At 56.7% G+C, this 23,841-nt stretch carries 22 protein-coding genes; 8 read left to right on the plus strand and 14 right to left on the minus strand.

The annotated features are described in order from the left end of the window. Positions 1-91: 91 nt before the first annotated feature. On the plus strand, positions 92-1,711 hold the full coding sequence (locus tag BUC26_RS16990; protein WP_073377912.1) for a HEAT repeat domain-containing protein: 1,620 nt from the start codon (positions 92-94) through the stop codon (positions 1,709-1,711). Here the strand turns inward: BUC26_RS16990 and BUC26_RS16995 are convergent. Beyond that, positions 1,665-2,477, minus strand: coding sequence for a histidinol-phosphatase (locus BUC26_RS16995; RefSeq protein ID WP_073377914.1), 813 nt, complete (start codon positions 2,475-2,477; stop codon positions 1,665-1,667). The genes BUC26_RS16990 and BUC26_RS16995 overlap by 47 nt on opposite strands. 74 nt (positions 2,478-2,551) lie before the next feature. Beyond that, entirely contained in the window at positions 2,552-2,746 is a 195-nt protein-coding gene (locus BUC26_RS17000; RefSeq protein ID WP_073377916.1) for a hypothetical protein, read from the minus strand. Between the two features lie 292 nt (positions 2,747-3,038). On the opposite strand from BUC26_RS17000, the gene BUC26_RS17005 reads away from it, so the two are divergent. Both BUC26_RS17005 and pabB read left to right on the plus strand, forming a co-directional pair. Further along, positions 3,039-3,986, plus strand: a complete 948-nt coding sequence (locus tag BUC26_RS17005) for a YkgJ family cysteine cluster protein (protein WP_073377918.1) — start codon at positions 3,039-3,041, stop codon at positions 3,984-3,986. Between the two features lie 376 nt (positions 3,987-4,362). Further along, positions 4,363-6,288: an aminodeoxychorismate synthase component I gene (gene pabB / locus BUC26_RS17010; RefSeq protein ID WP_084540734.1), complete on the plus strand. Its 1,926-nt coding sequence runs from the start codon at positions 4,363-4,365 to the stop codon at positions 6,286-6,288. A 192-nt stretch (positions 6,289-6,480) separates the two neighbouring features. Here pabB and BUC26_RS17020 read toward each other — a convergent pair whose 3' ends face one another. Next, positions 6,481-6,993, minus strand: coding sequence for a hypothetical protein (locus BUC26_RS17020; protein ID WP_073377921.1), 513 nt, complete (start codon positions 6,991-6,993; stop codon positions 6,481-6,483). Next, complete coding sequence (locus BUC26_RS17025; RefSeq protein ID WP_073377922.1) at positions 6,994-7,278, minus strand: HP0495 family protein; 285 nt, start codon at positions 7,276-7,278, stop codon at positions 6,994-6,996. A gap of 273 nt (positions 7,279-7,551) precedes the next feature. Here BUC26_RS17025 and BUC26_RS17035 point away from each other — a divergent pair, with 273 nt between their 5' ends. Next, entirely contained in the window at positions 7,552-9,426 is a 1,875-nt protein-coding gene (locus BUC26_RS17035) for a hybrid sensor histidine kinase/response regulator (protein ID WP_073377924.1), read from the plus strand. 66 nt (positions 9,427-9,492) lie between these two features. Here BUC26_RS17035 and BUC26_RS17040 read toward each other — a convergent pair whose 3' ends face one another. Both BUC26_RS17040 and BUC26_RS17045 read right to left on the minus strand, forming a co-directional pair. Continuing rightward, entirely contained in the window at positions 9,493-9,918 is a 426-nt protein-coding gene (locus BUC26_RS17040; protein ID WP_073377925.1) for an NINE protein, read from the minus strand. Next, positions 9,918-10,955, minus strand: a complete 1,038-nt coding sequence (locus BUC26_RS17045; RefSeq protein WP_073377926.1) for a glycoside hydrolase family 3 protein — start codon at positions 10,953-10,955, stop codon at positions 9,918-9,920. The genes BUC26_RS17040 and BUC26_RS17045 overlap by 1 nt, the downstream gene beginning before the upstream one ends. 380 nt (positions 10,956-11,335) lie before the next feature. On the opposite strand from BUC26_RS17045, the gene BUC26_RS17050 reads away from it, so the two are divergent. Next, complete coding sequence (locus tag BUC26_RS17050; protein WP_073377927.1) at positions 11,336-12,340, plus strand: GGDEF domain-containing protein; 1,005 nt, start codon at positions 11,336-11,338, stop codon at positions 12,338-12,340. Positions 12,341-12,416: 76 nt separating this feature from the next. Here BUC26_RS17050 and BUC26_RS17055 read toward each other — a convergent pair whose 3' ends face one another. Beyond that, positions 12,417-12,830 carry a hypothetical protein gene (locus BUC26_RS17055; RefSeq protein WP_073377928.1) on the minus strand — a complete coding sequence of 138 codons (414 nt, stop codon included), beginning with the start codon at positions 12,828-12,830 and terminating at the stop codon, positions 12,417-12,419. 237 nt (positions 12,831-13,067) lie between these two features. On the opposite strand from BUC26_RS17055, the gene BUC26_RS17060 reads away from it, so the two are divergent. The 3 genes from BUC26_RS17060 to BUC26_RS17070 are packed head-to-tail and all read left to right on the plus strand — an operon-like array spanning position 13,068 to position 16,890. Continuing rightward, positions 13,068-15,224, plus strand: a complete 2,157-nt coding sequence (locus tag BUC26_RS17060; protein WP_073377929.1) for an ATP-dependent helicase — start codon at positions 13,068-13,070, stop codon at positions 15,222-15,224. A gap of 27 nt (positions 15,225-15,251) precedes the next feature. Beyond that, on the plus strand, positions 15,252-16,601 hold the full coding sequence (locus BUC26_RS17065; RefSeq protein WP_073377930.1) for a bifunctional folylpolyglutamate synthase/dihydrofolate synthase: 1,350 nt from the start codon (positions 15,252-15,254) through the stop codon (positions 16,599-16,601). After that, positions 16,594-16,890 (plus strand): HNH endonuclease, encoded by a 297-nt coding sequence (locus BUC26_RS17070; RefSeq protein WP_073377931.1) that lies wholly within the window; start codon positions 16,594-16,596, stop codon positions 16,888-16,890. Before BUC26_RS17065 ends, BUC26_RS17070 begins: the two co-directional genes overlap by 8 nt. Positions 16,891-16,905: 15 nt before the next feature. On the opposite strand, the gene BUC26_RS17075 is transcribed toward BUC26_RS17070, so the two are convergent. The 7 genes from BUC26_RS17075 to BUC26_RS17105 form a co-directional block, all read right to left on the minus strand. After that, a complete protein-coding gene (locus BUC26_RS17075) occupies positions 16,906-17,403 on the minus strand; it encodes a Crp/Fnr family transcriptional regulator (RefSeq protein WP_073377932.1) in 498 nt (165 codons plus the stop codon). A gap of 83 nt (positions 17,404-17,486) precedes the next feature. Next, a complete protein-coding gene (locus tag BUC26_RS17080) occupies positions 17,487-19,550 on the minus strand; it encodes an FAD-dependent oxidoreductase (RefSeq protein WP_073377934.1) in 2,064 nt (687 codons plus the stop codon). A 94-nt stretch (positions 19,551-19,644) separates the two neighbouring features. Then, positions 19,645-20,217 carry an electron transport complex protein RnfA gene (locus BUC26_RS17085; protein ID WP_073377935.1) on the minus strand — a complete coding sequence of 191 codons (573 nt, stop codon included), beginning with the start codon at positions 20,215-20,217 and terminating at the stop codon, positions 19,645-19,647. Between the two features lie 77 nt (positions 20,218-20,294). Then, positions 20,295-20,906, minus strand: coding sequence for an electron transport complex subunit E (locus tag BUC26_RS17090; protein ID WP_073377937.1), 612 nt, complete (start codon positions 20,904-20,906; stop codon positions 20,295-20,297). Positions 20,907-20,927: 21 nt separating this feature from the next. Continuing rightward, positions 20,928-21,509 (minus strand): RnfABCDGE type electron transport complex subunit G, encoded by a 582-nt coding sequence (gene rnfG / locus BUC26_RS17095; protein ID WP_073377939.1) that lies wholly within the window; start codon positions 21,507-21,509, stop codon positions 20,928-20,930. Further along, positions 21,506-22,534 carry an RnfABCDGE type electron transport complex subunit D gene (locus tag BUC26_RS17100; protein WP_244155887.1) on the minus strand — a complete coding sequence of 343 codons (1,029 nt, stop codon included), beginning with the start codon at positions 22,532-22,534 and terminating at the stop codon, positions 21,506-21,508. Before BUC26_RS17100 ends, rnfG begins: the two co-directional genes overlap by 4 nt. A gap of 44 nt (positions 22,535-22,578) precedes the next feature. Continuing rightward, positions 22,579-23,664 carry a 4Fe-4S dicluster domain-containing protein gene (locus tag BUC26_RS17105; RefSeq protein ID WP_161949875.1) on the minus strand — a complete coding sequence of 362 codons (1,086 nt, stop codon included), beginning with the start codon at positions 23,662-23,664 and terminating at the stop codon, positions 22,579-22,581. Positions 23,665-23,841 lie beyond the last annotated feature (177 nt).

The following is a 23,841-nucleotide window of genomic DNA, read 5'->3' on the forward strand; positions in this document are numbered from 1 at the left end:
CTGTATTTTTGCTCTTTGAGAATTGTTGCTGATTTGTTAGAAGGTGAGAGGATGGGGAGCAATCTGTAATTCTCGGAGCAGGGAGGGGGGAATGGCCGGACCGAACACCGAACACATGATCGAAGAGATCAGGGCCAACGTGCGCAGCGGTGATCGTCTCAAAGCACGGCTGGTTCTGGCCCATATCGGCGAAGTCGATGAACGGACACAAAATCGGCTGGTCTACGAGATGTCCCGTGGGCAGCCATCGTTCTCTGTGCCGTTGCTCTGCTATCTGCTCTCCGATCACCCGACGTTGGCTGATTCGTTGTCGGCCATCCGGGAGCTGCTGTTTTCCAGCTTGATCGCCTATCCAGAACAGATCAACGGATTCTTGCTGTCCGCCGATATCAGCGACAAGACCCCAATCATTCAACTGGTCGGGGAAATGAAGTACGAGCATGCCACCTCGGCGCTGCTCGAGTTGATCGATACGGTGCATGACGAGGCCTTGATTCTGCTGATCATCGAAACGCTCGGTGATATCGGTGATCCGCAAGCCATCAATACCCTGACCGATTATCTCTATGCTGCCAACCGCGAGATGATTCTGGCCGCTGTCCGGGCCCTCGGTCAAGTCGGCACGCCGACGGCCATGCACCGGCTGGCCGAACGGATGGGCACCGATAACGAGATTGACTTCAAGATCTTGTCGATCTTCGCCGAAGTCCAGGACCAGGTATCACTTGACAAGCTCAACGACACCTTGCGTTCGCATTACGCACACATGCGGACCTTTGCCAAACAGGAACTGATCACCATCGGGCCGAAGTCGGTGCCGCTGCTCATTGAAAACCTACGCCATCACGATCAGGATTTTTTGATTCACAGTCTCAATGTCCTCGGTGAAATCGGTGATGAGTCGGCGGTCAAACCGATCAGAAAACTGCTGGAAAGTGAGCCCCGTGATGCCAATGTCCGGTTTGCCGCCTACGAGGCGCTGGCCCTGCTGCCGTTGCGCAAAGGGGCGTATACGCTGACCGCCGGTCTATCCGATGCCGAAGAGCATGTCTGCATCGCCGCTGCCCGGGCAATCGAGAAGAATTATTCGGATATTATCGTTGCCGGTCTGAAAAATCTGCTGCGCAGTGATGATGACGAGGCACACCATATCACCAAGATCATCGTAGACGCCCAGGTCGACCGTTTGTTTCTCAGCCTGGCCAGAGAAGATTTCTTTTTGGAAATGGCGCTAGCCTATCTGCCGCGCACCCATCGAGACATTCGCGCCCATTATGCCGGTCTGTTGAGGAAGGCCGGTTTTGCCGAAGCCGCTGCCAAGATCCTGGGAGAACAGGAAACCACCATCCGGCCAAAAGTTGTCGCCGTTGATGATTCGCGCATGATTCTAAACATCTACAAGGCAACATTGCATGAGCTTGGCTACGAGCCGGTGCTTTTTGAGTTTCCCGGATCGGCGCTGGACTGGCTGCGCCTGGAAAAACCGCTGCTCGTCCTGACCGATCTGAATATGCCCGAAATAACCGGTATTCAGTTGACCGAAAAAATCCGGGAAATCTATCCGGCAAAAATCCTGCCGATCATCATGGTGACCACCCAGAACGAAGCGATGGATAACGAAGCGGCCCGAACGGCCGGGGTGAATCGGATCCTGCACAAACCGTTCAGTGCTGCTTCTCTGAAGGCGGCAATGGCTGACGAGTTGCGCTGAGCAATTCCGGCAATCGATCGAAATAGCGGCCGACGTCGCTCGGTTGGTGGGCGTCGGAACCGGGGATGAGCGCAATACCCAGTTCATTGGCGCGCTTGAGAATATCGGTCGGCGGGAAGGGAGTTCCCTGCAGGTCGAAGCCGGAGGTGTTGACCTCCAGCGCCATGCCTGAGCGGCGGACAGCCGCGAGCAGGACCTCGATCTGTTGCCGGTGTGCTCCTGAGAAACGACGGCCGGGGAGATGACGCAGGCCGGCGTCGAGATGACAGAGCACGTCGGCGGGGATTGTTGCGACCGCCTCGATGAGCGCGTCAAAATAGTGACTGAGCAGTTCTTCGCAACCGTAGCGTTCCATGATTTCCAGATTGTCGCGTTTCCGGCTGAGCAGGTTCAGATGACGCCGGGTATCGGGCAACCGGTGGAAATGATAGGAAAGGCCGATCCGATCCCAACTGCGTGACGCGAGCCGTTCGATAATTACTTCCGGGCATTCGGGATTGTAGCCAACCTCCACGCCGAGACCGATCTGTAGTCGATCGCCATACCGACTGCGCAATCGATCTCCTTCACTGAAGTAAAAATCGAAATCATCGTCACAGAGCCAGGTCCGCGGGGCATAATCGATGCCGGCTTCCAGGTGCTCGAGGAAGGTGATACGCTGCAGGCCCTTGTCGATAGCCGCTATGACGTAGTCTTCCATGGTGCCGGTGGCATGGCCGCAGAGATACGTGTGCACGTGGCCGTCGGCCGATAGATCAAGCTCCATCGGGGATAACCTGCTGTGGTTCGGTACTGGAATAGAGTCCGGTAAACAAGAGGGGCGGGGAGCCGACCGGTGGGTCAGGCGTTGCCGCGCGGGAAAAAATGCAAGATACCGTCAATGGCCGATGTGTCGCAGTAGTGACCCACTTCGAATTCAAGATCGATGTACTCCTCGATACCGTCAATGCTCAGGGATAGTGACGGCCCGTCGGGCAGGTGATAAACGATGGTGTTGACCCTGGTCAGGTCAACGGGACGAACAAACAATTTCATACTCATATCCTTGCTTTCTTGTCACGCGTTCCGGCCCGGTGCGGCCCGGGAACCGCAGCTGCTCTCGTGGACTGAAACATATAAGACCATTTCCATGAAACTGCAATGAAATACGGTGGACCCGGCCGGGAAAACGGGGAGAGACCATTATCGGCGATTACACTGAGGTGCTGTGGTGTTGTCGTTTGAGGTTTGACAGGGATTGAGCGACGGTTTATTATAGACGGCTTGGAAAAGACAAACTGACTGCCACATTGTGGCGTTCCCTCGGAAGATCAGCAGGTTGCATATTATGACAGAAACAATATTGAGTTCAAAGGAAAAGACTCTTTTCGGCAAAGAAACCAACCCGTCGAATATCGAGCCGCTCAAGCTCACCATGGACAGCCGGATCACGTTTCGCTGCCATCCCGGTGTCAGCTGTTTTACCGCCTGTTGCGGGAATATCAAGATCATCTTGACCCCCTACGATATCCTGATGCTGACCAGGCGACTGCAGATGCCTGCCCACGAATTCCTGCAGGTTTACACGGAACCAACCTATCTGGAAAAGACCGATATGCCCGGCGTAATGTTCAAGATGCGCGCCGAAGATAACAAGTGTCCTTTTGTTACGCCGGACGGATGTACGGTTTACAGCGATCGCCCGACCGCCTGTCGTTACTATCCCGTCGGAATGGCCGATTTTCGTGAGGGAGGGAGCAAGGATGCCGATGGCAACGAGATCACCGCCGAGGAGGAAAAATTCTTTTTCCTGGTCAAGGAAGATTATTGCAAGGGACATGAAGAGGACAAGACCTGGACCGTTGCCGAGTGGCGCGCCGATCAAGGCGTCGATGTCCGCGATGAGATGAATAAAAAGTGGCTGCGTCTGGTCATGCGGCGAAAATCGTTCGGGCATCAGGCGAGCCTTTCCGAACAGGCAAAACGGATGTTTTTCATGGCCTCCACCGATCTCGGCCATTTTCGCCGTTTCGTTTTCGAGAGTTCGTTTCTGCAGACCTACGAGGTCGCTGAGGACATCATCGAAAAGATTAAAAACGACGATATCGAATTGATGTTTTTCTCCTTTGATTACCTGGCCAATACCCTGTTCGGGGCCCAAGTGTCGACGATGACGATCAGGGAAGAAAAAATCCGGGAGAAGGTTGTTGCCATCAAAGCCCGTCAGGACGAATCGATTCTCAAGGCGGTTGAGGAATACGAAGAGCTGAAAAAGCATCGGAAAACAGGAGGTTGAATCGCAGGGGTGGCAACCGGGCAGATCGAGGGTCGCAGAGTCAGCTCTGGCGACCCTTTTCTTTTTCCGGTACCGATGTTCATCACCTTGTCGGTAAGCTCTTCTACGAAAATCAGTCTCCCCGGGCTGGCCGGTTCTGCCGGAGGCTGCATCGTGAAGGTCCGGCGGACCGGAGAATCAGGCCCGAAGCTGGACCGCCCAGTCCTTTCGACCTTGCGCCGATTTTCATTGTTCTTTGTGACGTCACGTCAAGGGGGGCGCCGGAACGGATTTTTTGCCCGCTCGCCGGGTGGCTGTTGCTTCTCTACGATAGCGAGGGGGTTCTGATGGTCGCAGACGTTTTCCCGGGGGCACCCGGTAGACGCAGTGGACGGTGATGAACGGCAGCCCTCTTTCAGACAAACAGATCGCCGGCCTGTTGGCCTACCTGTCCGGCCACGAACACTATCTGCTGCTCGATACCTCGAAACCTGACCGGCTCAACAACCAATCGCTCCTCTTCGTCGATCCGGTTGACTTTCTGGTCTGCCGGGCGAACGAAAATCGTGCACCGTTTTTGCGGCGGATGGAAAGCGTGCTCGGCCGGGGTTTTTTTCTTGCCGGTTGGTTTGCTTATGAATTTTTTCACGAGCGGCGCGGCACCGTCACCGAATCATCACCGGAGATACTGGCCGAATTCGGCGTCTATCGCCGACCACTGATCTATGATCACTACCGGCATGCAGGATCGTTTCCCGTTCTGACCGATCTTCCGTCCCTTGAGCAGGATGATTATAGACTCCGCGATCTGGCGCCGAACATGGAGCAGGCCGCATATTGCCGGGCAGTAGATGCCATCCTCGACTATATCGCTGCCGGTGATACCTATCAGGTGAACTACACCTGCAAGATGCGCTTTCGCTTCAGCGGCTCGGTGGCGGGTTTATATCTCGATCTGCGGCGCAGTCAGCCGGTCCCCTATGGCTGTTTTCTGAAACACGGCAGCCGCCATCTGCTGTCGTTTTCCCCGGAACTGTTTTTTCGCACTGAGCCCGGCACTATCACAACGCGGCCGATGAAAGGCACCTGTGTCCGGGGGCGAACGCTGGCGGAAGACCGCTCTCAGGCCGAGTTCTTGCAACGTGATGAGAAGAACCGCAGCGAGAACGTGATGATCGTCGATCTGTTGCGCAACGATTTGGCGCGGCTCGTCGAGAGTCTTGGCGGCGGCCGGGTGCGGGTCTCGTCGCTGTTCGATGTCGAACGGTATCAAACGGTTATGCAGATGACATCAACGGTGGTTGCCGAGTACGCTCGTACCAACGGTGTTCCCCCTGCCGAGCTGATTCGCGCGCTCTTCCCCTGCGGTTCGGTGACCGGGGCGCCGAAAATCAGGACCATGGAAATCATCGACGAGTTGGAAACGGAGCCGCGCGGCGTCTATACCGGCGCCATCGGCTATTTCGCTCCGGAAGGGCGGGCCGTCTTCAACGTGCCGATCCGCACCGTCGTGCTCGACGGTGAGCAGGGTGAAATGGGAATCGGTTCCGGCATCGTCGCCGACTCCACGTCGGCTGAAGAGTGGCGCGAGTGTTTGCTGAAAGCACGGTTCCTGACCCACCCGTTGCCAACGTTCGAATTGCTGGAGACGATGCTGTATCAACCGCACGAAGGCTATTTCCTGCTGGCCGGCCACCTTGATCGGCTGGCTCGTTCTGCGGAGTATTTTTCCTTTCGTTGCGACCGGCAGCGGATACTGCGGACCTTGCACGATCTGGCCGAGGATGAGGCGTGGGATGAGTGCCGGCGGGTCCGGGTGACCCTGTCTCGGCACGGCGATCTGCAGATTTCGACAACGGCGTGCGTTGCGCCGCAGTTTCTCTACTGGCCAGATGAAAAGGCGGCCGGGATCACCGCCGAAGTGGCGATTGGTCTGGCCGGGCAGGCCGTCGATTCTTCAAGCCCCTGGCTCTTTCACAAGACCACCCACCGTCCGGCCTACCAGCAGGGGCTGCTCCAGGCCGAAGCCGACGGTTTGTTCGATGTGCTCTGGCATAACGAGCGTCAGGAGATCACCGAGGGTTGTATCAGTAATCTCTTCGTGCTGCTCGACGGTAGTTATGTGACGCCGCCGCTGCAGTGCGGCCTTTTGGCCGGAGCCATGCGCGGGTGGTTGCTGGCAACTGCCGGCCCGTTGCCGGTGCGGGAGCGCATTATCTATCGCGATGATTTGTTACGGGCCGAGCGGCTCTATCTCTGCAACGCGGTGCGCGGTGTGTTGCCGGCACGGCTGATCGGCGATGGTGGTGGCCAGTTGGCGTGATGACGCCCGTCTGGCCGGGGGGTATATGGAAATCATTTCCCCGGGCTGGTCGGTTCTGTCGGAGGCTGCATCGCGAAGGCCCGGCGGGCCGGAGAATCAGGCCGCAGCGCAGCACCTGGAGGCAGGACCGGCCAGCCCTTCCGACCATGACGCCGGTTTTTAATGTTTGTTGTCAGGTCTCGTGATGGGGGGTTAGTGGACGATGGTGCGGTCGTCTTCCTCGGTGATCGGTGTCGGGGGAACAATCAGGTGGTAACGGGCGCCGAGTTCCCGGATCATGGTCATAAAGGCTGATGGCAGCGGTGTCTCTCGATCCCTGAGCAATATACCGAGCTTGTCGGCGGTTACCAGTGTGTCGTCCGTGGCCACCCCTTCCTGGTTGTCGCAGAGAGTCTGCAGGCGCAGGGCGTCGGTAAGAGCGGGCAGGAGGTGCGGCAGGTTGGTCGCCAGTCCGAGGAGTTCCTGTTCGATCAGGGCCTGGTGTTCTTGGCGAAAGGCCATGAATTCCGCGGCCGGGTTGATGGTGCCGAAGAGCTCGTTGGTCACAGCGCCGGCAAGCTTGGATCGAGCCGGAACGTCGAGATCGGGACGATCGTGATCGAGGCGGTTTTTCATCTCCTTGAAAAAGATCATCTGGACCAGGCCGACACCTTCGCGAAGAATGGCGATCAAGCGGGATTGTTTGTTGGCAGCGGTCGTGCTCATTTAGATCACTAGTTTTATTTCCGGATTGTTGCTGATCCTGGCGAAAATAGCCAGGCGCATGTCCTCACTGCTGACCTCCACGGTCGCGTTGACACTGCAATATCTGCCTTGCGAGCTGCGGTTGCCGTCTCTGATCGTCGGTACAGCCGGTTCGCAGGCGGACATGATGATCTCCGTGAGTCGCTGCCGATCGGTGCCGATAACCCGGTATTCCCAGATGCAGGGATAGTTGATCTCGGGGCGGCACGGGGTGCCTGTTGAATTGTCTGCAGAAGAATCGGTCATGTGCTGGTCGGCCTTGTTTGCGGCTATGGTTACGGGGAAAAAATCGGCTGTCAGTTGCCGAAAATAGAAAACGAGCCGGTGGAAAAGTCAAGCAAAAGCGGGCTTCCGGCACGTTTTCAACGTCTCGGCAGGTTTTTGGTAATTGCTGGCCAATGGTGCTATAATTCCTTGTTGCTGGAAATGGCTGCCCGGTGGGCTGGCAATGATGCTTCCCGGATGTGAGGCGGTGCCGTTTGCATGAAAACCTGAGTTTGACAGATAAAGGACGTGTCCATGGCCGTATCCCAGAGCTATCAACAGGAATTGGTTGATGCCATTCCTATCCCGCTGTTTTTTTTGGATATCAACGGAGCTTTTCTCGGCTCTAACCAAGCCTTCTCGCAATTTGTCGGAAAAACCGATGACGAGGTCCGTCGCGAGGGAGTTTACCGTTTGCTGTCCGGAGAACAGGCCGATCGGCACCGGCAGCTTGACCGGACATTGCTGGACAACGGTACCATCCAGCCGTTTGAAGACGATGCTCTCGGTGCCGGGGGACGACGCTTTCACGTGGTGTATCGTAAGGCGCTCGTCCATGATGGCGCCGGCGAGGTAACCGGCATCGTTACGACGATGGTTGATCTTACCGATCTGAAGGCTATCGAGGAGGCCCTGGTCGCCAGCGAGTCCCAGAAAAAGGCCATCCTTGACGGCTTTCCCGGGATGATCGTGCTGTTCGATCGTGATTTGGGGGCGATCTGGGTCAATGATACGGTCCGACGGTCGGTACACATGCCGATCGGCAGATTCTGCCACGAGATTATCTGCAAGAGCGATCAGCAGTGCGCCGCATGCGCGGTGCCGAAAAGTGTTCAGACCGGAGAGGTGAGAATCGGTATTCAGCAGATCGAACAGGGAAATAACGGCGCGTCGCTTTATTATGAGATTATCGGTACGCCGGTGAAAAACAGTTCCGGTATGGTGGAGAGCGTGATCGTCATCGCCCGTGACGTGACCGAGCGATTCAAGCTCGAAAAACAGCTCCGGCATGCTCAGAAAATGGAAGCAATCGGCACGCTTGCCGGTGGTATAGCTCATGATTTCAACAATATACTGACTCCGATCATGGGGTATGCGGAAATCCTCAAGCTGAAAATGCAGCAGAAAGGGTTTGCCGACGAGTCGATGGACGAGTATCTCGGCGAGATCCTTCGTGCCGGTAAGCGCGCCAAAGGACTGGTCGAGCAGATTCTTGCCTTTTCCCGCAATACCGAACAGAAGGAAAGCCCGCAACACCTGCACCCGATTGTCAAGGAGGTGGTGAAACTGCTTCGTTCCACCTTGCCTTCGACCATCCAGATTAAACAAGATATCGACGAGAAATGCGGGCCGGTACGGGTCGACCCGGTTCAGATCCACCAGGTGCTGATCAATCTCTGCACCAACAGCGCCGATGCTATCGGTGAAGGTCATGGCGTTTTGACCGTCGCGCTGAAAAAGACGTCGCTTTCCGGGGGCGAGAATGAATGGCTCGAGCTCAGCATCAGCGATACCGGCTGCGGTATGAATCGAGAACTCCGTGAGCGGATCTTTGAGCCATATTTCAGCACCAAGGAAAAAGGACGGGGTACCGGGATGGGCCTGGCGCTCGTGCATAGCATCATTTCCCGGCACGACGGAAGGATCGAGGTAGAAAGCGAGGAGGGGGCGGGAACGGTGTTTCGAATTTTTCTGCCGATCACCGAGAAACCTACCAAGCTTGATCATATCGTCAGTCCGGAACAGCTTGCCGGCGGTGAGGGGAGAATCCTGCTGGTTGACGATGAAAAGCAGGTGGTTCAGGTAACGGCGGAACTGCTGCGAAGCATCGGTTATCAGGTCAGCGGCTGGACCTCTTCGATCGAGGCCATCGACCATTTCAAGGAAAATCAGGGAGAGTACGACCTGGTGCTGACCGACCTGACCATGCCCCACCTGACCGGTACCGAACTCAGTGCCAGGATTAAACAGCTCCGGCCGGACATCCCGATTATCCTGTTTACCGGCTACTCCGAGCGGCTCAGCAGGGAGGCGGCGGCGGATGCCGGCATAGACGAATACTGCATGAAACCGGTCTCCCTGCGCGAGTTGGCGCGAACGGTCTCCCGGCTAATCGCCAATACCCACTGATTACCGTCTGGACGACGCGTACGCCCCGGCAACCCTGACGTGTGACTCCCCGAGCGATAGTGTCGATCAGAGCGGGGGAGTTGCGGTTTTCCGGGCGGCGTGGTTGATCAGACTGATCTGTGCGTTCAGCGTCCAGAAATCATAGATGATTCCGATACCAAACAAACCGAGGGTGCAGAGAAAGATCAATCCGGTAAGCCATTTGCCGCAATACATTCGGTGAATGCCGAAGATACCGAGGAAAGTGAGCAGCAGCCAGGCGATATTGTAGTTCACCGGACCTTCGATAAAACGGAAATCGGCATCCCGGTTCATAGAAGGGATAAGAAAAAGATCAACAATCCAGCCAATGAACAGCAGGCCGAGTGTGAAAAAGTAGATGGTTCCCGAAATCTGTCTGCCGTAGTAGAAGCGGTGCGCCCCGAGAAAGCCGAAAATCCACAGGAAATACCCAACCAGCACTTCATGGGTTGTCGACTGTCTACTCGTCATCAGTGGTTCTCCCTTGCTATCAGGTTTTGTCTGCGACCGTGAGCTTCACGGATGCGTGCTTCGGTCACCAGGCCCCGGTCGATGCCGTTTCGAATTGCCGTCACGGCGTGCTCCACGATACCGGGGCGATAGGTGAGGTTGTTGCCGATTACCAACAGGTCGACACCGGCCGTCAGGGCGCAGCACAGTGCCTCCCCAAACGGGTAATGGGCGGTAATCGCCTGCATCTGCAGGTCGTCGCTGACCACAGCTCCCCGATATCCGAGTTCGTTGCGCAGCAGGCCGGTGACGGTGGCTGGCGACAGGGTCGCCGGAAAGGATGGGTCGATGGCCCGATTACAGAGATGACCGGTCATGACCATGTCGACCAGGTCGTCCGCCAACAGGGATCGGTAGGGAAGCAGCTCGTCGACATGCCAGCTGGCGGTAATATCGACGAAACCGAGATGGGAGTCGACGCAGGAACTGCCGTGTCCCGGGAAATGCTTGACGCAGGAAATGACGCCGTGCCGGCGGTGCGCCTTGATCCAAGCTGCGGCATGGGTGGCAACGAGTTGGGGTGAGTCGGAAAAGCTGCGGCCCAACCGGCCGATAACCGGATTTTCCGGACAGCGGTCGACATCGATCACCGGTGCGAAATTGACGGTGACGCCAACATCTGCCAGCAATGCCGCCGTTTCCTCGGCATAGCGTTCCGTTTGCGACGTGTCTGCCCCGTTTTCGGCCAGTTGCCGTGCCGCTGGGATGGATGCATAGCCGTTGTCTCTGCCGAGGCGTTGCACCGAGCCGCCTTCCTGGTCGACACAGATCAGCAGCGGTTCGTCCCTGAGGCCCTGCAGTGCAGTGGTCAAGCGTTGCAACTCTTCGGCCGGGCCGATGTTGCCCTCTTGCCCCGGATCATGCAGGCAGCGATTGAACAGGATAACACCGCCCAGCCCGCGGTTTGAGATGTCTCGGGCGATCTCGGAATCGGCAGCGAACCGTCTGCCGGGAAAACCGACGATCAGCAGAGTGGCGATTTGTCTGGTCAGATCCATGTCTCGTTACAGCGACAGTCGAAGCACAGCGTAATGAGGTATCGTTTTAGGCAGTTACCATGTTACTTCGTCCAGATCGTGTTGTCTCGCCTTGTTTTGCCGGCGATGATATTCTTGATCCCGCATGTGTCAGTATTCTGTCATCGGCTGTCGGGAATTTGGTCGTGACGGGTGGCCAAACAGTGTATTAGTGTTGACAATTAATTGTATTTGTATGATTTATTTGCTGTCGACGACGACTCGATCAACTGCTCCGTGCGCTGGCACGCATATTGCTGTCATTATTGTGTACAATCGCTAAAGATTCTCTGTCATGAGCCGATATAGATAATAATAATACCCGGTTCGTGCATCACAGAAAGCGAGCAGCCATGAGTACCATGACCCAAAGACCTGAACTGACATCCCTGGCATCCAGTCTCGATGAATTGAGTCAAGTGATGCTCGAGCTGCATCAGCTCAAGCGTCAGTCGGAACGTCTTGATCAGATGAACCGCCTGCACGCCAGACTGGCCGGAGTTCTCAGTGTGCCGGGCATGATTGAGGCTTATTCGGTCTGGCTCATGCCGATCGTCGAACATGAACTGATCGGTTATAACAACAATGCCCGGGGGAAAAAGCATCTGTTCTGTTCCGGTCATGGCCCTAATCGCCGTCGGGCGATTGCCTTTGCCGAGCAGTTGATAGAAGACGGCACCTCGCCGCGTCGGGCGGTTAAAAGCGATGACGGACAATTCGGCCACAAGTGGATTTTCGAGACGGTGGATGATGCCGGTATTCTGCTGGTCCTCAAAGAAGGCAGGGAACTTGACGATACGGAAATGGCGATCATCAACGACTCTCTGACCATCTTGGCCGAATCGTTGCAGCGGGGGCTGGAATACGAAGACCTGTTCGAACGGGCCAGCTCCGACCCACTGACCGGATTGTCCAACCGGCGCGTCTTTGATCGAAGAATCAGCGGCATGATGGACAGCGCCACGCGCTACAAGCATCCGCTGACCATGCTGTCGCTCGATCTCGACCACTTCAAGGATATCAACGACAATCTCGGTCACCAGGCCGGCGACGAGGTACTTAAATCGGTAGCCGAAGTGCTCGCAGCGGCGGTGCGGTCGACAGACCTGCTGGTGCGGATGGGCGGTGATGAATTCCTGCTGGTGCTGGACAATACCAACCAGCAGCAGGGACGGATCCTGGCTGAACGGTTGGTCAAGAAAATCGATGATCTCGATGTGCGGGCCTCAGAGACGGTAAAACTCGGCGTTTCCATCGGGATGGCCCAGATGGTGCCGGGCGAAAATCTGCGCAGCTGGTTGGAGCGGACCGACGACATCCTCTACCATGCCAAGGCGCAGGGAAGGGCCCGGGTGGCGGTTTCCTGACAGCACAGCAAACGAGTCAGTAGATCTATAGGCAAAAGGCCGGCTCAGTTGTGAGCCGGCCTTTTTGTTTCCGTGCTCAGAGGGCAGCAGTCGGCTGATAATCGATGGTCAGCGGGATAACGTGCAACGAGCGGCTGCGCTGGCTGGTAGAACCGAGCAGCCAACCGCCGACAGTGCCCCGTTGGCCGAGGATCGCATCGATTTTATCGACCAGTCCGGCAATATCGAGGACCGGATGTCGGGAAAAGACCTGCGGCAGGCCATAGGTGAGATTGCAGGCCAGGCAGTGGCCGGGTCGTTCTGTCAGCAGGATATCGAAGCGCAGCGTCGAGCCGTGTGTGTCGATGTATTCGATTGCCAAATCGTAGGCCCCGTCCTCGGCATCACCGAACATGGCCTCGAATAATTCGTCCGCCCGTGACGGCGGCAGCAGGGTGGCGCAGGTCTGGCTGGAAAACAGGGAAGCCAGCGGATCGTTGGTTGAAGTCATCTGACAACCTGAAGTGTTCTGGTTTGCAAACGTGTACACCACATCGGATATGTGGTGTGTGGTATCCTTGCGAAAAACGGCCAGAGCCGGCCCAATGGCGGGCCACCTCAACCGTGCAACGTTCGCCGGCGGTTGTGGCTCTGAAAAAGCCCCGAAACAGCCAAATAATACCCGTTCGGTCAAAGCATTGTCAACCGGCGTTGCGGGCCTTCCGGCGTCGTGGTACAGTTGCCAGCCATGAATCAACTATCCTCCTATCGCGACGAACTCAACGAGTCTCAATTTCAGGCGGTATCAACGACCGAAGGACCGGTACTGGTCATCGCCGGTGCCGGCAGCGGCAAGACGCGCACCCTTGTCTACCGGGTCGCGCACCTGATCAACGGTGGTGTCGAGCCGGAGGCCATCCTGCTGCTCACCTTTACCAGAAAAGCCGCCCAGGAGATGCTCTGGCGGGCCGGTCGACTGCTCAACGATTCCTGCAGCCGTGTGACCGGCGGCACCTTTCACAGCGTCGCCAATATGTTGCTGCGACGATTCGGCGCCGGTATCGGCTTCAGCTCGTCGTTCACCATCATCGATCGAGCCGATGCCGAAGGGATCATCAATCTGCTCAAGTCCTCGTTGCAGCTCACCGTCAACCGTAAGCAATTTCCATCCAAGCGGATCATCGTCAACATGCTCAGCGGTTCGGTAAACAAGGCACGGCCACTCGAGGATCTGATCTTCGAAGATTACGCGCACTTGAGCGAATTTGCCGAAGATATCATCTTGCTGCAGAAGCACTACCACAGTTTCAAGATCGACCACGGCCTGATGGACTACGACGATCTGCTGGTCAACTGGAAGCGGCTGCTGACGCAATCGCCGGAGGCCCGTGAACAGATCTCGGCCCGCTATCGCTATATCATGGTCGATGAGTATCAGGACACCAACCCAATCCAGGCCGACATCGTTCGGCTGGCCGCCTATCGCCATGATAACGTGATGGTGGTCGGGGACGATTCCCAGTCGATCTATTCTTTCCGCGGTGCCGATTTCTACAATATCATGCGATTTCCCGAGACGTTTCCGGGCACCCGGATCATCAAGCTCGAGCAGAACTACCGGTCGACCCAGCCGATCCTGACCCTGACCAACGATATAATCAACAACGCGGTCGAGAAATACACCAAGACTCTGTACACCAGGATCGAAGGGACTCGCAAGCCGATGCTCTATGCCGCACGCGACGAAAAGGCCGAAGCTGATTTCGTTGTCAGCCGGGTTCGGGAGTTGCGCGACGAGGGTGTCGGCCTCCGTGATATCGCGGTTCTCTTTCGCTCCGGGTTTCACTCTTTCAAACTGGAACTCGAGCTTGGCAGCCATGGCATCGGGTTCGAAAAACGGGGTGGTCTGAAGCTGACCGAGTCGGCGCACATGAAGGATGTGCTGGCCGTATTGCGCCTGCTCGTCAATCCGTTCGACAACCTGTCCTGGAACCGCCTGCTGCTGACTATCGACAAGCTCGGGCCGAAGACGGCCCAAAAGATCACCGCCGTTCTCTCCGACGCCGCCGATCCGGTTGCCGCGCTGGCCGCCTATCCGGCCGGCCGCAGCTGGCAGGAGGGATTTGCCCGGCTGGTCGGCCTGTTTCAGGACCTGCAGCGCCGCGAACCGATTCCCGGAGAACTCTGTGGTGCGGTGCTGGTCTGGTATCAACCGGTATTCGAGCGGCTCTATGCCGACGATTATCCGAAACGGCAGAAGGACCTTGAACAATTGCAGACCATCATCGCCTCCTACGACGACCTGCGGCGCTTTATCGACGACACGGCACTCGACCCGCCGGAAGCCGACCCGCAGGCCTATCGTGACGACGGTGAGGCCCTGATACTGTCTACCATCCATTCGGCCAAGGGGCTCGAGTGGGAGGTGGTGTTCGTTATTGGTCTGGCTGACGGTCGATTCCCACATGCCTCGGCCTTTCCCGGCGAGCAGTGGGAGGAGGAACGGCGCCTGCTCTACGTGGCGGCGACCCGGGCGAGAAAGCAATTGTACCTCAGCTACCCACGCGAGTTGATGGGGGCCGACCGGCGTTTTGCCCGGGTCGGCATGTCGCCGTTTCTTTCCGAGTTGTCGCCGGGGAGTTACGAGCGGCTCGAGCCGCGTCCCGCCGACAGCAACGTTTTCTCCTTTGGGGCGCGGCCGTCGGAGCCGCTGCCGTCACCGACCAAAAAGAAGAAACTGGCGCTGAAAGATTTTTCCGTCGGTTGCCGGGTCAATCACCCCTTCTTCGGTGCCGGAACGGTACGGAAACTGAGTGCCCCGCGCTCGCTCGATGTGGCCTTTGACCGCCACGGCCTGAAGACGCTGCACCTTGATTACGCTACCTTGAATATTGTCGATGGCTAGGATTTCCTGCTGCCATCCCGGGTGACCATGACCGAATCCCCGCTGACGACCTATTCCGAGGCCTGTTGTTTTCTCGACGACCTGCAGATGCACAAGATCAAACTCGGCCTTGAGGCGATGCGTGCCGTCCTGGCCGAGCTCGGATCCCCGGAAAAGCGCTGTCCGGCCATTCACGTGGCCGGCACCAACGGCAAAGGCTCGGTCTGTACGATGCTGCGAGAGATGCTCAGCCGTGCCGGCTATCGAACCGGCCTGTACACTTCGCCGCACCTCAGTTCGGTCAGAGAGCGGTTCCGGATCGACGACCGTTTTATTGGTGAAAGCGAGTTTACCCGGTTGCTGGAGCGTATCCGGCGCAGTCTCGGCACCGAGAAAATCACCTATTTCGAGTGCACCACCGCCCTGGCCTTCAGCTGGTTCGCCGACAGCGGCTGTGATGTCGTTATCCTCGAGACCGGCATGGGCGGCCGACTCGACGCGACCAATGTGGTGGTGCCGCTGCTTTCGGTGATCACCACGGTCAGTCTCGACCACGAGCAATATCTCGGCGATACCATCGAGCAGATCGCCTTCGAAAAAGCCGGTATCATCAAAGACGGAGTTCCGGTTATCTCCGGAGTAACCGATTCCCCGGCCCGGGAGGTTATCGAGCGGACCTGCGTCGAGCGCGCGGCGCCGCTCTCCATCCTGGGGCGCGACTTCCGGGCGGCAGCTGACGGGGAGGACCATTGGGCATGGCAGGAACGGGGTGGAAAAACCGTTATCGATTGCTTGCCCGTTTCGAGAAACGGGGTCTGGCAACTCGATAACAGCGCCTGCGCCATTGCCGCCGCACTATCCCTGCGTGATCAAGGCTTTGCGCTGACGAACGACATGATCCGTGCCGGAATCGGTGCTGCCTTCTGGCCGGGACGCATGGAATACCTGGAAGTGATCGTCCCCTGTCAAGATCGCAACGAGCAGGGAGGCCAGGGTACTCCTCTGCGGTTTCTGCTCGACGGCGCTCACAACCAGGCCGGTGTCGAGTGCCTGATTGCCGGTATCGAAGAGCAATTCATCTACGAGCGGCTGATTGTTGTCTGGGCCTCTATGGCCGATAAGAACTACGCCCCCCTGCTCCGGGCGATGGCCTCCCTGGCCGACCTGGTGCTGTTGACCAGACCGCATAGCGAGCGGGCGGCGGCGCCGGCGGAGATGGCCAAAATACTTGTAAAGAGCGACCCGTCACGGGTCAGTTGTCATGGAACTGTTGCCGAGGCATTGTCTCGCGCCACGATCCTGGCCCAACCCGGTGATTTGGTGGTGGCGGCCGGTTCGCTCTACCTGATCGGTGAATTTCGCCGACTGCTGGTCGGGGAGGTGGTCGGCGATGAATGATTATTCCTGGCTGGACGGGATTGACGAAGCCCAGATCAAGCGGGAGCGGGCCAAGGCCCGCCAGCTGCGCAGGACCCGCTGGTGGCAGCAGAAGACCGCTGCCGGAACCTGTTACTATTGCGGCCAGAGAGTCGCCCATCGCGACCTGACCATGGATCATCTCGTGCCGCTGACCCGCGGTGGCCGCAGCACCAAGGACAACTTGGTGCCCTGCTGCAAAGAGTGCAACAACAAGAAGAAGTCGTTACTGCCCATCGAGTGGGAAGATTACCTGAAGCGATTTTTGTAAGAACAGGATGGATGGCTACCAGGAGTGCATGATATCGCGTCCCTGAACTTTGACGAGTTCTTCCTGGAACTGCTGAAACCGATAGCCGACTACCTTGATGAGGTAGGACATGACCTTGTATCCCATTGCCATGTCCTGCTCAAATGTTTCCAGCAGATCTGCACGACCGATTTTTATCACGGAACAGGTCCGACTGACGCAATACGCCGAGAGCGTCATCCTGTAGGGAGGCACGAAGCACGACCAGCCGAGAACTCTTTTCCTGTCCTCCTGCGCAGTAAAGGACGACACCGTGTTTTCTGCGGAAGATGTTCTGTTCCCCGGGAGTTCAAAACGCAGATCCACCTGCCCCTCGGTGACGATCCACATGTGTTCCGCCGGTTCGCCTTCCTTGAACAGACAGTCGTCGCGCTTGTAGGATTCCATCGTGCACAGGGCACTCAATGTTTCCAGTTGCTGATCGTTCAACCCCCTGAATACCGAAGTCGTCTCCAACTCTTTGAGCCAAACCATGGGTTCTCCCGGCAAGTGAGAATCAGGACCGATGCGGGTATTTCCCGATCGGCGGAAAAATGACCGTGCGATACTGATCTGTTTCAGTGAGTATCCACATTATAACAGAGCCGGCAACAACTCAAGCATCTGTTTGATTCGGCGAGGGCGTCACGTTCGGAAATGGTCAGATCAACCTCGGCAAACGTTTGAATTCGATTAGTTACATCGATCTCATCCAGTCCTATTCTGCCCATGGGTCTGACTCCGGGAACGGACGGGAAAATCGATTCGCCAATGGGTTTGTTCAGCAGTGCGTCTTCCTGCGGATTAACCTCCTCTCCCCGTAAAAACAGATCGATTGAACGAGCGGCTTTCCTGCCGCCCCCAATCGCATCGACGACGAGTGCCGGCCCGGTCGCCGCATCCCCGGCGGCGAAAATGTAGGGAACGTTCGTCTGGCAAGTCGATGGTTCCACTTCAAAGGTATTCCACCGACTGATATTCAAATCGTCGAGTCGATTGCCCCGTCCGCGAAACGAAAGCAGCGGCGACTGGCCAATGGCGGTGATAACCGTGTCCACGGCGAGAATCTGCTCCGACCCCTCGATGGGAACGGGTCGGTGCCGACCGCTTGCGTCCGGTTTTCCGAGTTCCATGGCCAGATACTCAAGTCCTGCCACCTGTTTTTCCTCGTCGGCGATAATCTTGTTCGGAGCCGCAAGAAAAACAAACTCGATGCCCTCATGTTCGGCAGCAACGATTTCAGCTTCATTGGCCGGCATTTCTTTCCTGGTTCTTCGGTAGACCAGGTACACTTTATCGAGACCCATTCGGATCAGGGTTCGGCAACAATCGATGGCTGTGTTGCCACCGCCGATCACCGCCGCTCGTTTACCGATAGCGGGAGGCTTGCTGCCGCCCACCCGTGAAAGGAAATTTATTCCGGTCATACAACCTGACAATTCTTCGCCGGGAATGCCGAGATTGTAATCCTTCCAGGCGCCCACGCTGAAAAAGACGGCGTCGAATCCAGCGGCAACAAGGGAGCAGAAATCAAAATCGAGGCCCAGTCTCACATTGGTGTGGCTTTCGATTCCCAGTTTCAGGATTCCCTGGATCTCCCAGTCCAGTATTTTTTTGGGGAGGCGATATTCTGGGATGCCATACCGGAGCATACCGCCGAGTTTCGGCATCGCTTCGAAAATTTCAGGGTGATGACCGGCCCGTCTCAAAAAATACGCACAGCTGATTCCCGCGGGGCCTCCGCCGATTATGGCAATCCGCTTACCGGTAGCGGGGCTGCAGGCGATGGGCAGGCGCCGGCCGGAATTCATTTCGTAATCGGCGACGAATCGTTTGAGCTGGTTGATGGAGACCGGTTCATCTGCTATCCCTCGCCGACAGAGAGACTCACAAGGGTGAGGGCAGACCCTGCCACAGGATAGCGGCATCGGGTTTTTTTCCCTGATGGTGTCGAGTGCCTCTTCATACCGCATGTTCCTGATATGGTCGATGTACCGGGGTATATCGATTTCGGCGGGGCACCCCTGCGAGCAGGGGGCAAGCGGGTCGCCGGCGGAACTGAGATGAAACAGGCGCTGGGAGAGGGTTTTGACTTCCAGGATTGTTTTCGGGCAGGACGCTTCGCAGGCTCCGCACCCGACGCATTTGTCATAGTCAACTACGGGGAAACCGTGGCCTCCCATTTTGATTGCATTGAACCTGCAGGCCCTGATGCAGTCGCCAAAGCCAAGACAGCCGATTGCGCAGTCTCGATTACCGCCATAGAGAGCGGCGGCGGCAGTGCACGACCAGATGCCGCTGTAGATGAACCGGTCGGTCGCCCGCTTGCCGCCGCTGCAGTTGTTGTAGGACGATGGCGGTTCGGGAGGACCGGCATGGGCCCCCGTAATTGCAGCAATTTCCCTGATATTTTCTTCATCGATCAGGATGCAGGCATTTGCCGGAGCCTTGTCGTTGACGATCGCCTCGGCCGCCGCCGAACAGCCGGCGAACCCGCAACCGCCGCAGTTGGCGCCGGCAAGAAGTCCCTCGACTTTGGCGATCAGGGGATCCTCGTAGACATAAAAAAGCTTCGATGCATAGCTGAGCGCTACGCCGGAAACCGCGCCAATGGAGAAGGTGACCAGGATGGATTCGAGCATGAGATAAGTACCATATTGCGTTTCAGTTTGTTATCCGCAATGACAGGGGTGGGCTGGGGGCCTGCGCCTGTCGCCTCTTTGTTCGTCGCCGGGCTCAAACCATGCCCCTGAAAGCGAAAAACGTTAAGGAAATAAAACCCGCGGTGATCAGCGCGATAGACGTTCCCTGCAGGGCTTTCGGTACCCGGGCCAACAGGATTCTTTCCCGTATTCCGGCAAAAAGGATCAGGGCGAGACCGAATCCGACCGCATAAAACAGGGAAGCGGAGACCGCTTCGGAGAACGTGAATTCTTCGTCGATATTGATTACGCAAATGCCCAGCACCGCACAATTGGTGGTAATCAGGGGCAGGAAGATGCCAAGACCGGCGTACAACACCGGTATCATTTTCTTCAGGAACATCTCGACGAACTGAACCAGTGTCGCGATTATCAGAATGAACGAGAAGGTCCGAAGGTAGACGAGATCGAACTTAACCAGGATCTGGTGATAAATAATCCAGGTAATCGTTCCGGCGAGCACCGTGACGAAAACAACGGCACCAGCCATGCCGACGGCGGTTTCCATTTTCTTCGAGGTTCCCAGAAAGGGGCAGTTGCCGAGAAATTGGGCGAGCAGGATATTGTTGACGAAAATGCAGCTGACAATGAGCTCAAGATATCCCATGGAACCTCCCTGCGGTAATGGTCTCCGTCATGGCAGTTCGCGTAAACTGCCGGTTGACCTGCGGCGATCGGCACACATCATTTACCGATCAAGTTGATGATGCAGAGCATCAGGCCGAGGCAGACGAATGCCCCCGGTGCTTGAGTCGCAAAGGTAAACGGTTGAAAAGACGGTACAACGTCGATGATGCTGTAAGACAGGTCTCCCCAGATCGTCAGAGACCCGTTGCCCAGCAGTTCCCTGAGCGAGCCGAGCAAGCTCAGCGACAGCGTAAAGCCGATGCCGATGCCGAGAGCGTCGGCCACAGACGATGAGACCTTGTTTTTGTAGGCGAATGCCTCGGCTCTGCCCAAAACGATGCAGTTCACCACGATAAGCGGGATAAAGACGCCGAGTTTCAGGTAGAGTGGGTACGTATAGGCCTGCATCAATAGTTCGACAACGGTGACGAAGGCGGCGATGATGATGACGAAGCAGGCGATCCTGACCCGCGGAGGAATGGCCTGTCGCAGCAGTGAGACCAACAGATTTGAACCGCACAACACAAAGGTTGTCGCAACTCCCATCCCGAGCCCGTTCTCCATGGTGGTCGTCACCCCGAGAACCGGGCAGAGACCGAGAACCAGCCTGAATGGAGGAAGATCTTTCCAGAGTCCTTTGGTAAATTCCTGCTTCAGCGTTTTCGCCACCGAACCCTCCTTTGTACCCAATCAGTTCACGGTTTTCTGCAAATCGGCGTGCAACATTTGATATCGCTCAAGCGCTTGAGCAATTGCTTCGCATACCGCCCGGGACGTCGTCGTTGCCCCGCTGATCGCATCGATCTGCCCGCCATCCTGGGTGACGGCCACAGTGGCGGAAACAGGCAATCCTTCGAACTGCGAGGTGAACGACCGATCGTTTTTGGCTTTCGCCCCCAGTCCTGGTGTCTCGCTATGCACGGTGACAGCCGTTCCCAGGATGGTCTCGGTTTCCATGTTGATGCCGACCATGACACCGATGTCGCCCCCGAATCCTCTGCCGAACTCCTCGAAAGCCACGGCCGTTCCCCCCGATGCCAGGGAACCGATAAAAACTGTTTTCTCTTCTTCACCAATCGATAGCTGGAAAGAATCTTCGAGGGGATTGTTGGTCGTTGCGGCCATAATGGACCTGATTGCCGGCCCCTTGACATATTCCAGCTGCTGAGCTGCGATTCGATCTGCCGTTCCGGAATGAACGGCTGCCAGCACTCCACCGGCTATTGTCGCCAGGCCCGTGAGGACGACGGTCATTCGTACCAATTCATTCATAACGGCTGCCTCAGTTTATGCGGCACCTTGATCTGATCCAGGAGTGGATTGACGAGGTTGATCAACAGAATTGCGTATGGAACGCCGTTGGTGTGAATGCCGGTGTTACGGATCAAGACAGTGAGTATCCCACCTAATAATCCATAGAGGATCATCGGTAGGAAATTCACCGGTGAGGACGCATCTTCGGTGGCAAGGAAAAATGCACCGATCAAAGCGTATCCCGTCACCAGGTGAAAACCGGGACCGGCATAGCGGAGCGGGTCGATGATGTGGAAGACCGCAGCAGCAAGAACGATCCCGGCGATGAACGAGACGGAGATTTCCCAGCGGATAAAGCCTCTTATCATCAAGTAGATGCCGCCGACGAGCAACCCCAGGCCACAGGTTGACCCGATGCCGCCCGGCATGTTCCCCAGCAACAGTTCCCAGAGTGAGAGAGGGGCGACCGCAGCGGACCCGAAAGCTTTCGACATCGTCAGCGGATAGATAGAGGCGGCCGTAAAATGATAGTCGAGCAAGGCACGGTTGAAATCGAAGAGATTTCCCCAGGAAACAGTCAGAATAGTCAGGGCCAACACGACAGGGTTGAAGGGGTTGGCGCCGAGACCACCAAAAATCTCCCTACCGATGACGACAGCGAAGAACGTCCCGCAGACGACCAGCCACCATGGTGTCGTCGCAGGCAGCATCATCGCGAGCAGCATACCGGCCAGAGCGGAATTGCCGTTGCCTATGGTGATTTTTTGTCTGGCTGTGACAGAGAACAATAGTTCCCAGATGATGGCCGATGCGATCGACAGCGTCACGACGCCCACTGCTGCCCTGCCGTAAAAGATGATCCCGGGGATCACTGCCGGGAGGCTGGCGATAAGGATGTGATAATGTTTATTTGCAACGCTGCTTCCGTTGTGCCAGAACGGTGCATGAGACACGTGCAATTTGCATTTGTTTTCTGTCTTCGAGTTCATCGTTTTTCCTTCATGCCCGCCAGGTGATGGCTGTGCCACCTCCGGTTCTTCCACACCCCGTCTGTGATTTTCTCCGTATGGTCGGCAATCTGCTTGGCTTAGGCGTAGTCCAGGGCGGTTTTCGCTATCCTGATATGCTGGAAAACCGCAATTCTCGCCTCGCAAACATAACTGCATAACCCGCAGTCAATGCACGAAAACAGGTTGTACCGTGAAGCCGCTTCCTCATATTCTCCCACCTCGAGTACCCGGATCAACATGTTGACTTGGATATCTACGGGACAAACGCGGACACACGCCCCGCAATTGACGCAGGCCACATCCTCTGTCTCGACAATATCGCGACGGTCTTGAACCATAATGGCGTTCGTGGTTGACGAAACGGGAAAATCAACTGAAAAGACAGCTGTTCCTTTCATCGGTCCGCCAATCACGAGCCGGTCGCCTTCGTGCAGGGTCTCTCCGAAATACTGGAGAATTTCACGAACCGGGGTCCCTACGGGCGTGGAGACGAGGCTTTGCTTCCCGCATTTATCGACAAAGGTAAGTATCTTACCGGGGATCCGGGTGTCTTCCGAGCAGACGGCAGAGAGAGCACACGCCGCCTCGGCGCTGAAAAACGCACACCTATCGTCTGCTACAGGGATGTTGAGTTCCCTGCAGATACGCTTTCTGATCACTTCCCGGTTCGCCTCGGGGTAGCCGGCTTTCACGGTGCGAACCGCGGATGATGAAGTGGGTAGCAGTGGCTCAAGATAATCCGGAACAAACAACCAGCTTTCGGACAGGCCGGTGATCTTTTTCAGCAGAGTAATTCCAGCAAGCACCGAGTTTATGTGATGTTTCACCAAATAACCATTGGAACAGCCCTGCACATCGTCATCGACCCCGAGAATAACGAGTCGCTCGATTTGTTGCCGGGGATCCGTCAGCGGGAGGAAGTCTGGTCTGCCGGGAAGACCGCGGAAAAAAAGAGAGGCTTTCTCAAGGGAGGGGTCTCGGCAGGCGTCGCTGAACTCCTCGTCGTACTCCTGCAGGTCTTCCGTTGTCGATATAGAGATTTCGACGAGTTGTTGCCCAAATGTTCCGGTCAGGTTAGAGCGGGCGGTTATCCGGCCGGCTTGTGCCGCGAGACAGTACCCTTTGTCCGGTGAATCGAGAAAGAGTCGTTGCCCGATTTTCACGCCCCCCCCGTCCGCGGTCGGGATCTTGTCGGAGTGCGCACCTCTTTCAAGGTGGTAGACAAGAGTCCCCGCCGGTTCTATTGTGACCGGTCGGTCGGGCAGGTCCGTGATCGTTGCGTGTTGCAACAACGGTGCTGTACGTATGGAGAACACTCCGTGAATCATTGCTGTCCTTGT

This window comes from Desulfofustis glycolicus DSM 9705, from assembly GCF_900130015.1.
GTDB lineage: Bacteria > Desulfobacterota > Desulfobulbia > Desulfobulbales > Desulfocapsaceae > Desulfofustis > Desulfofustis glycolicus.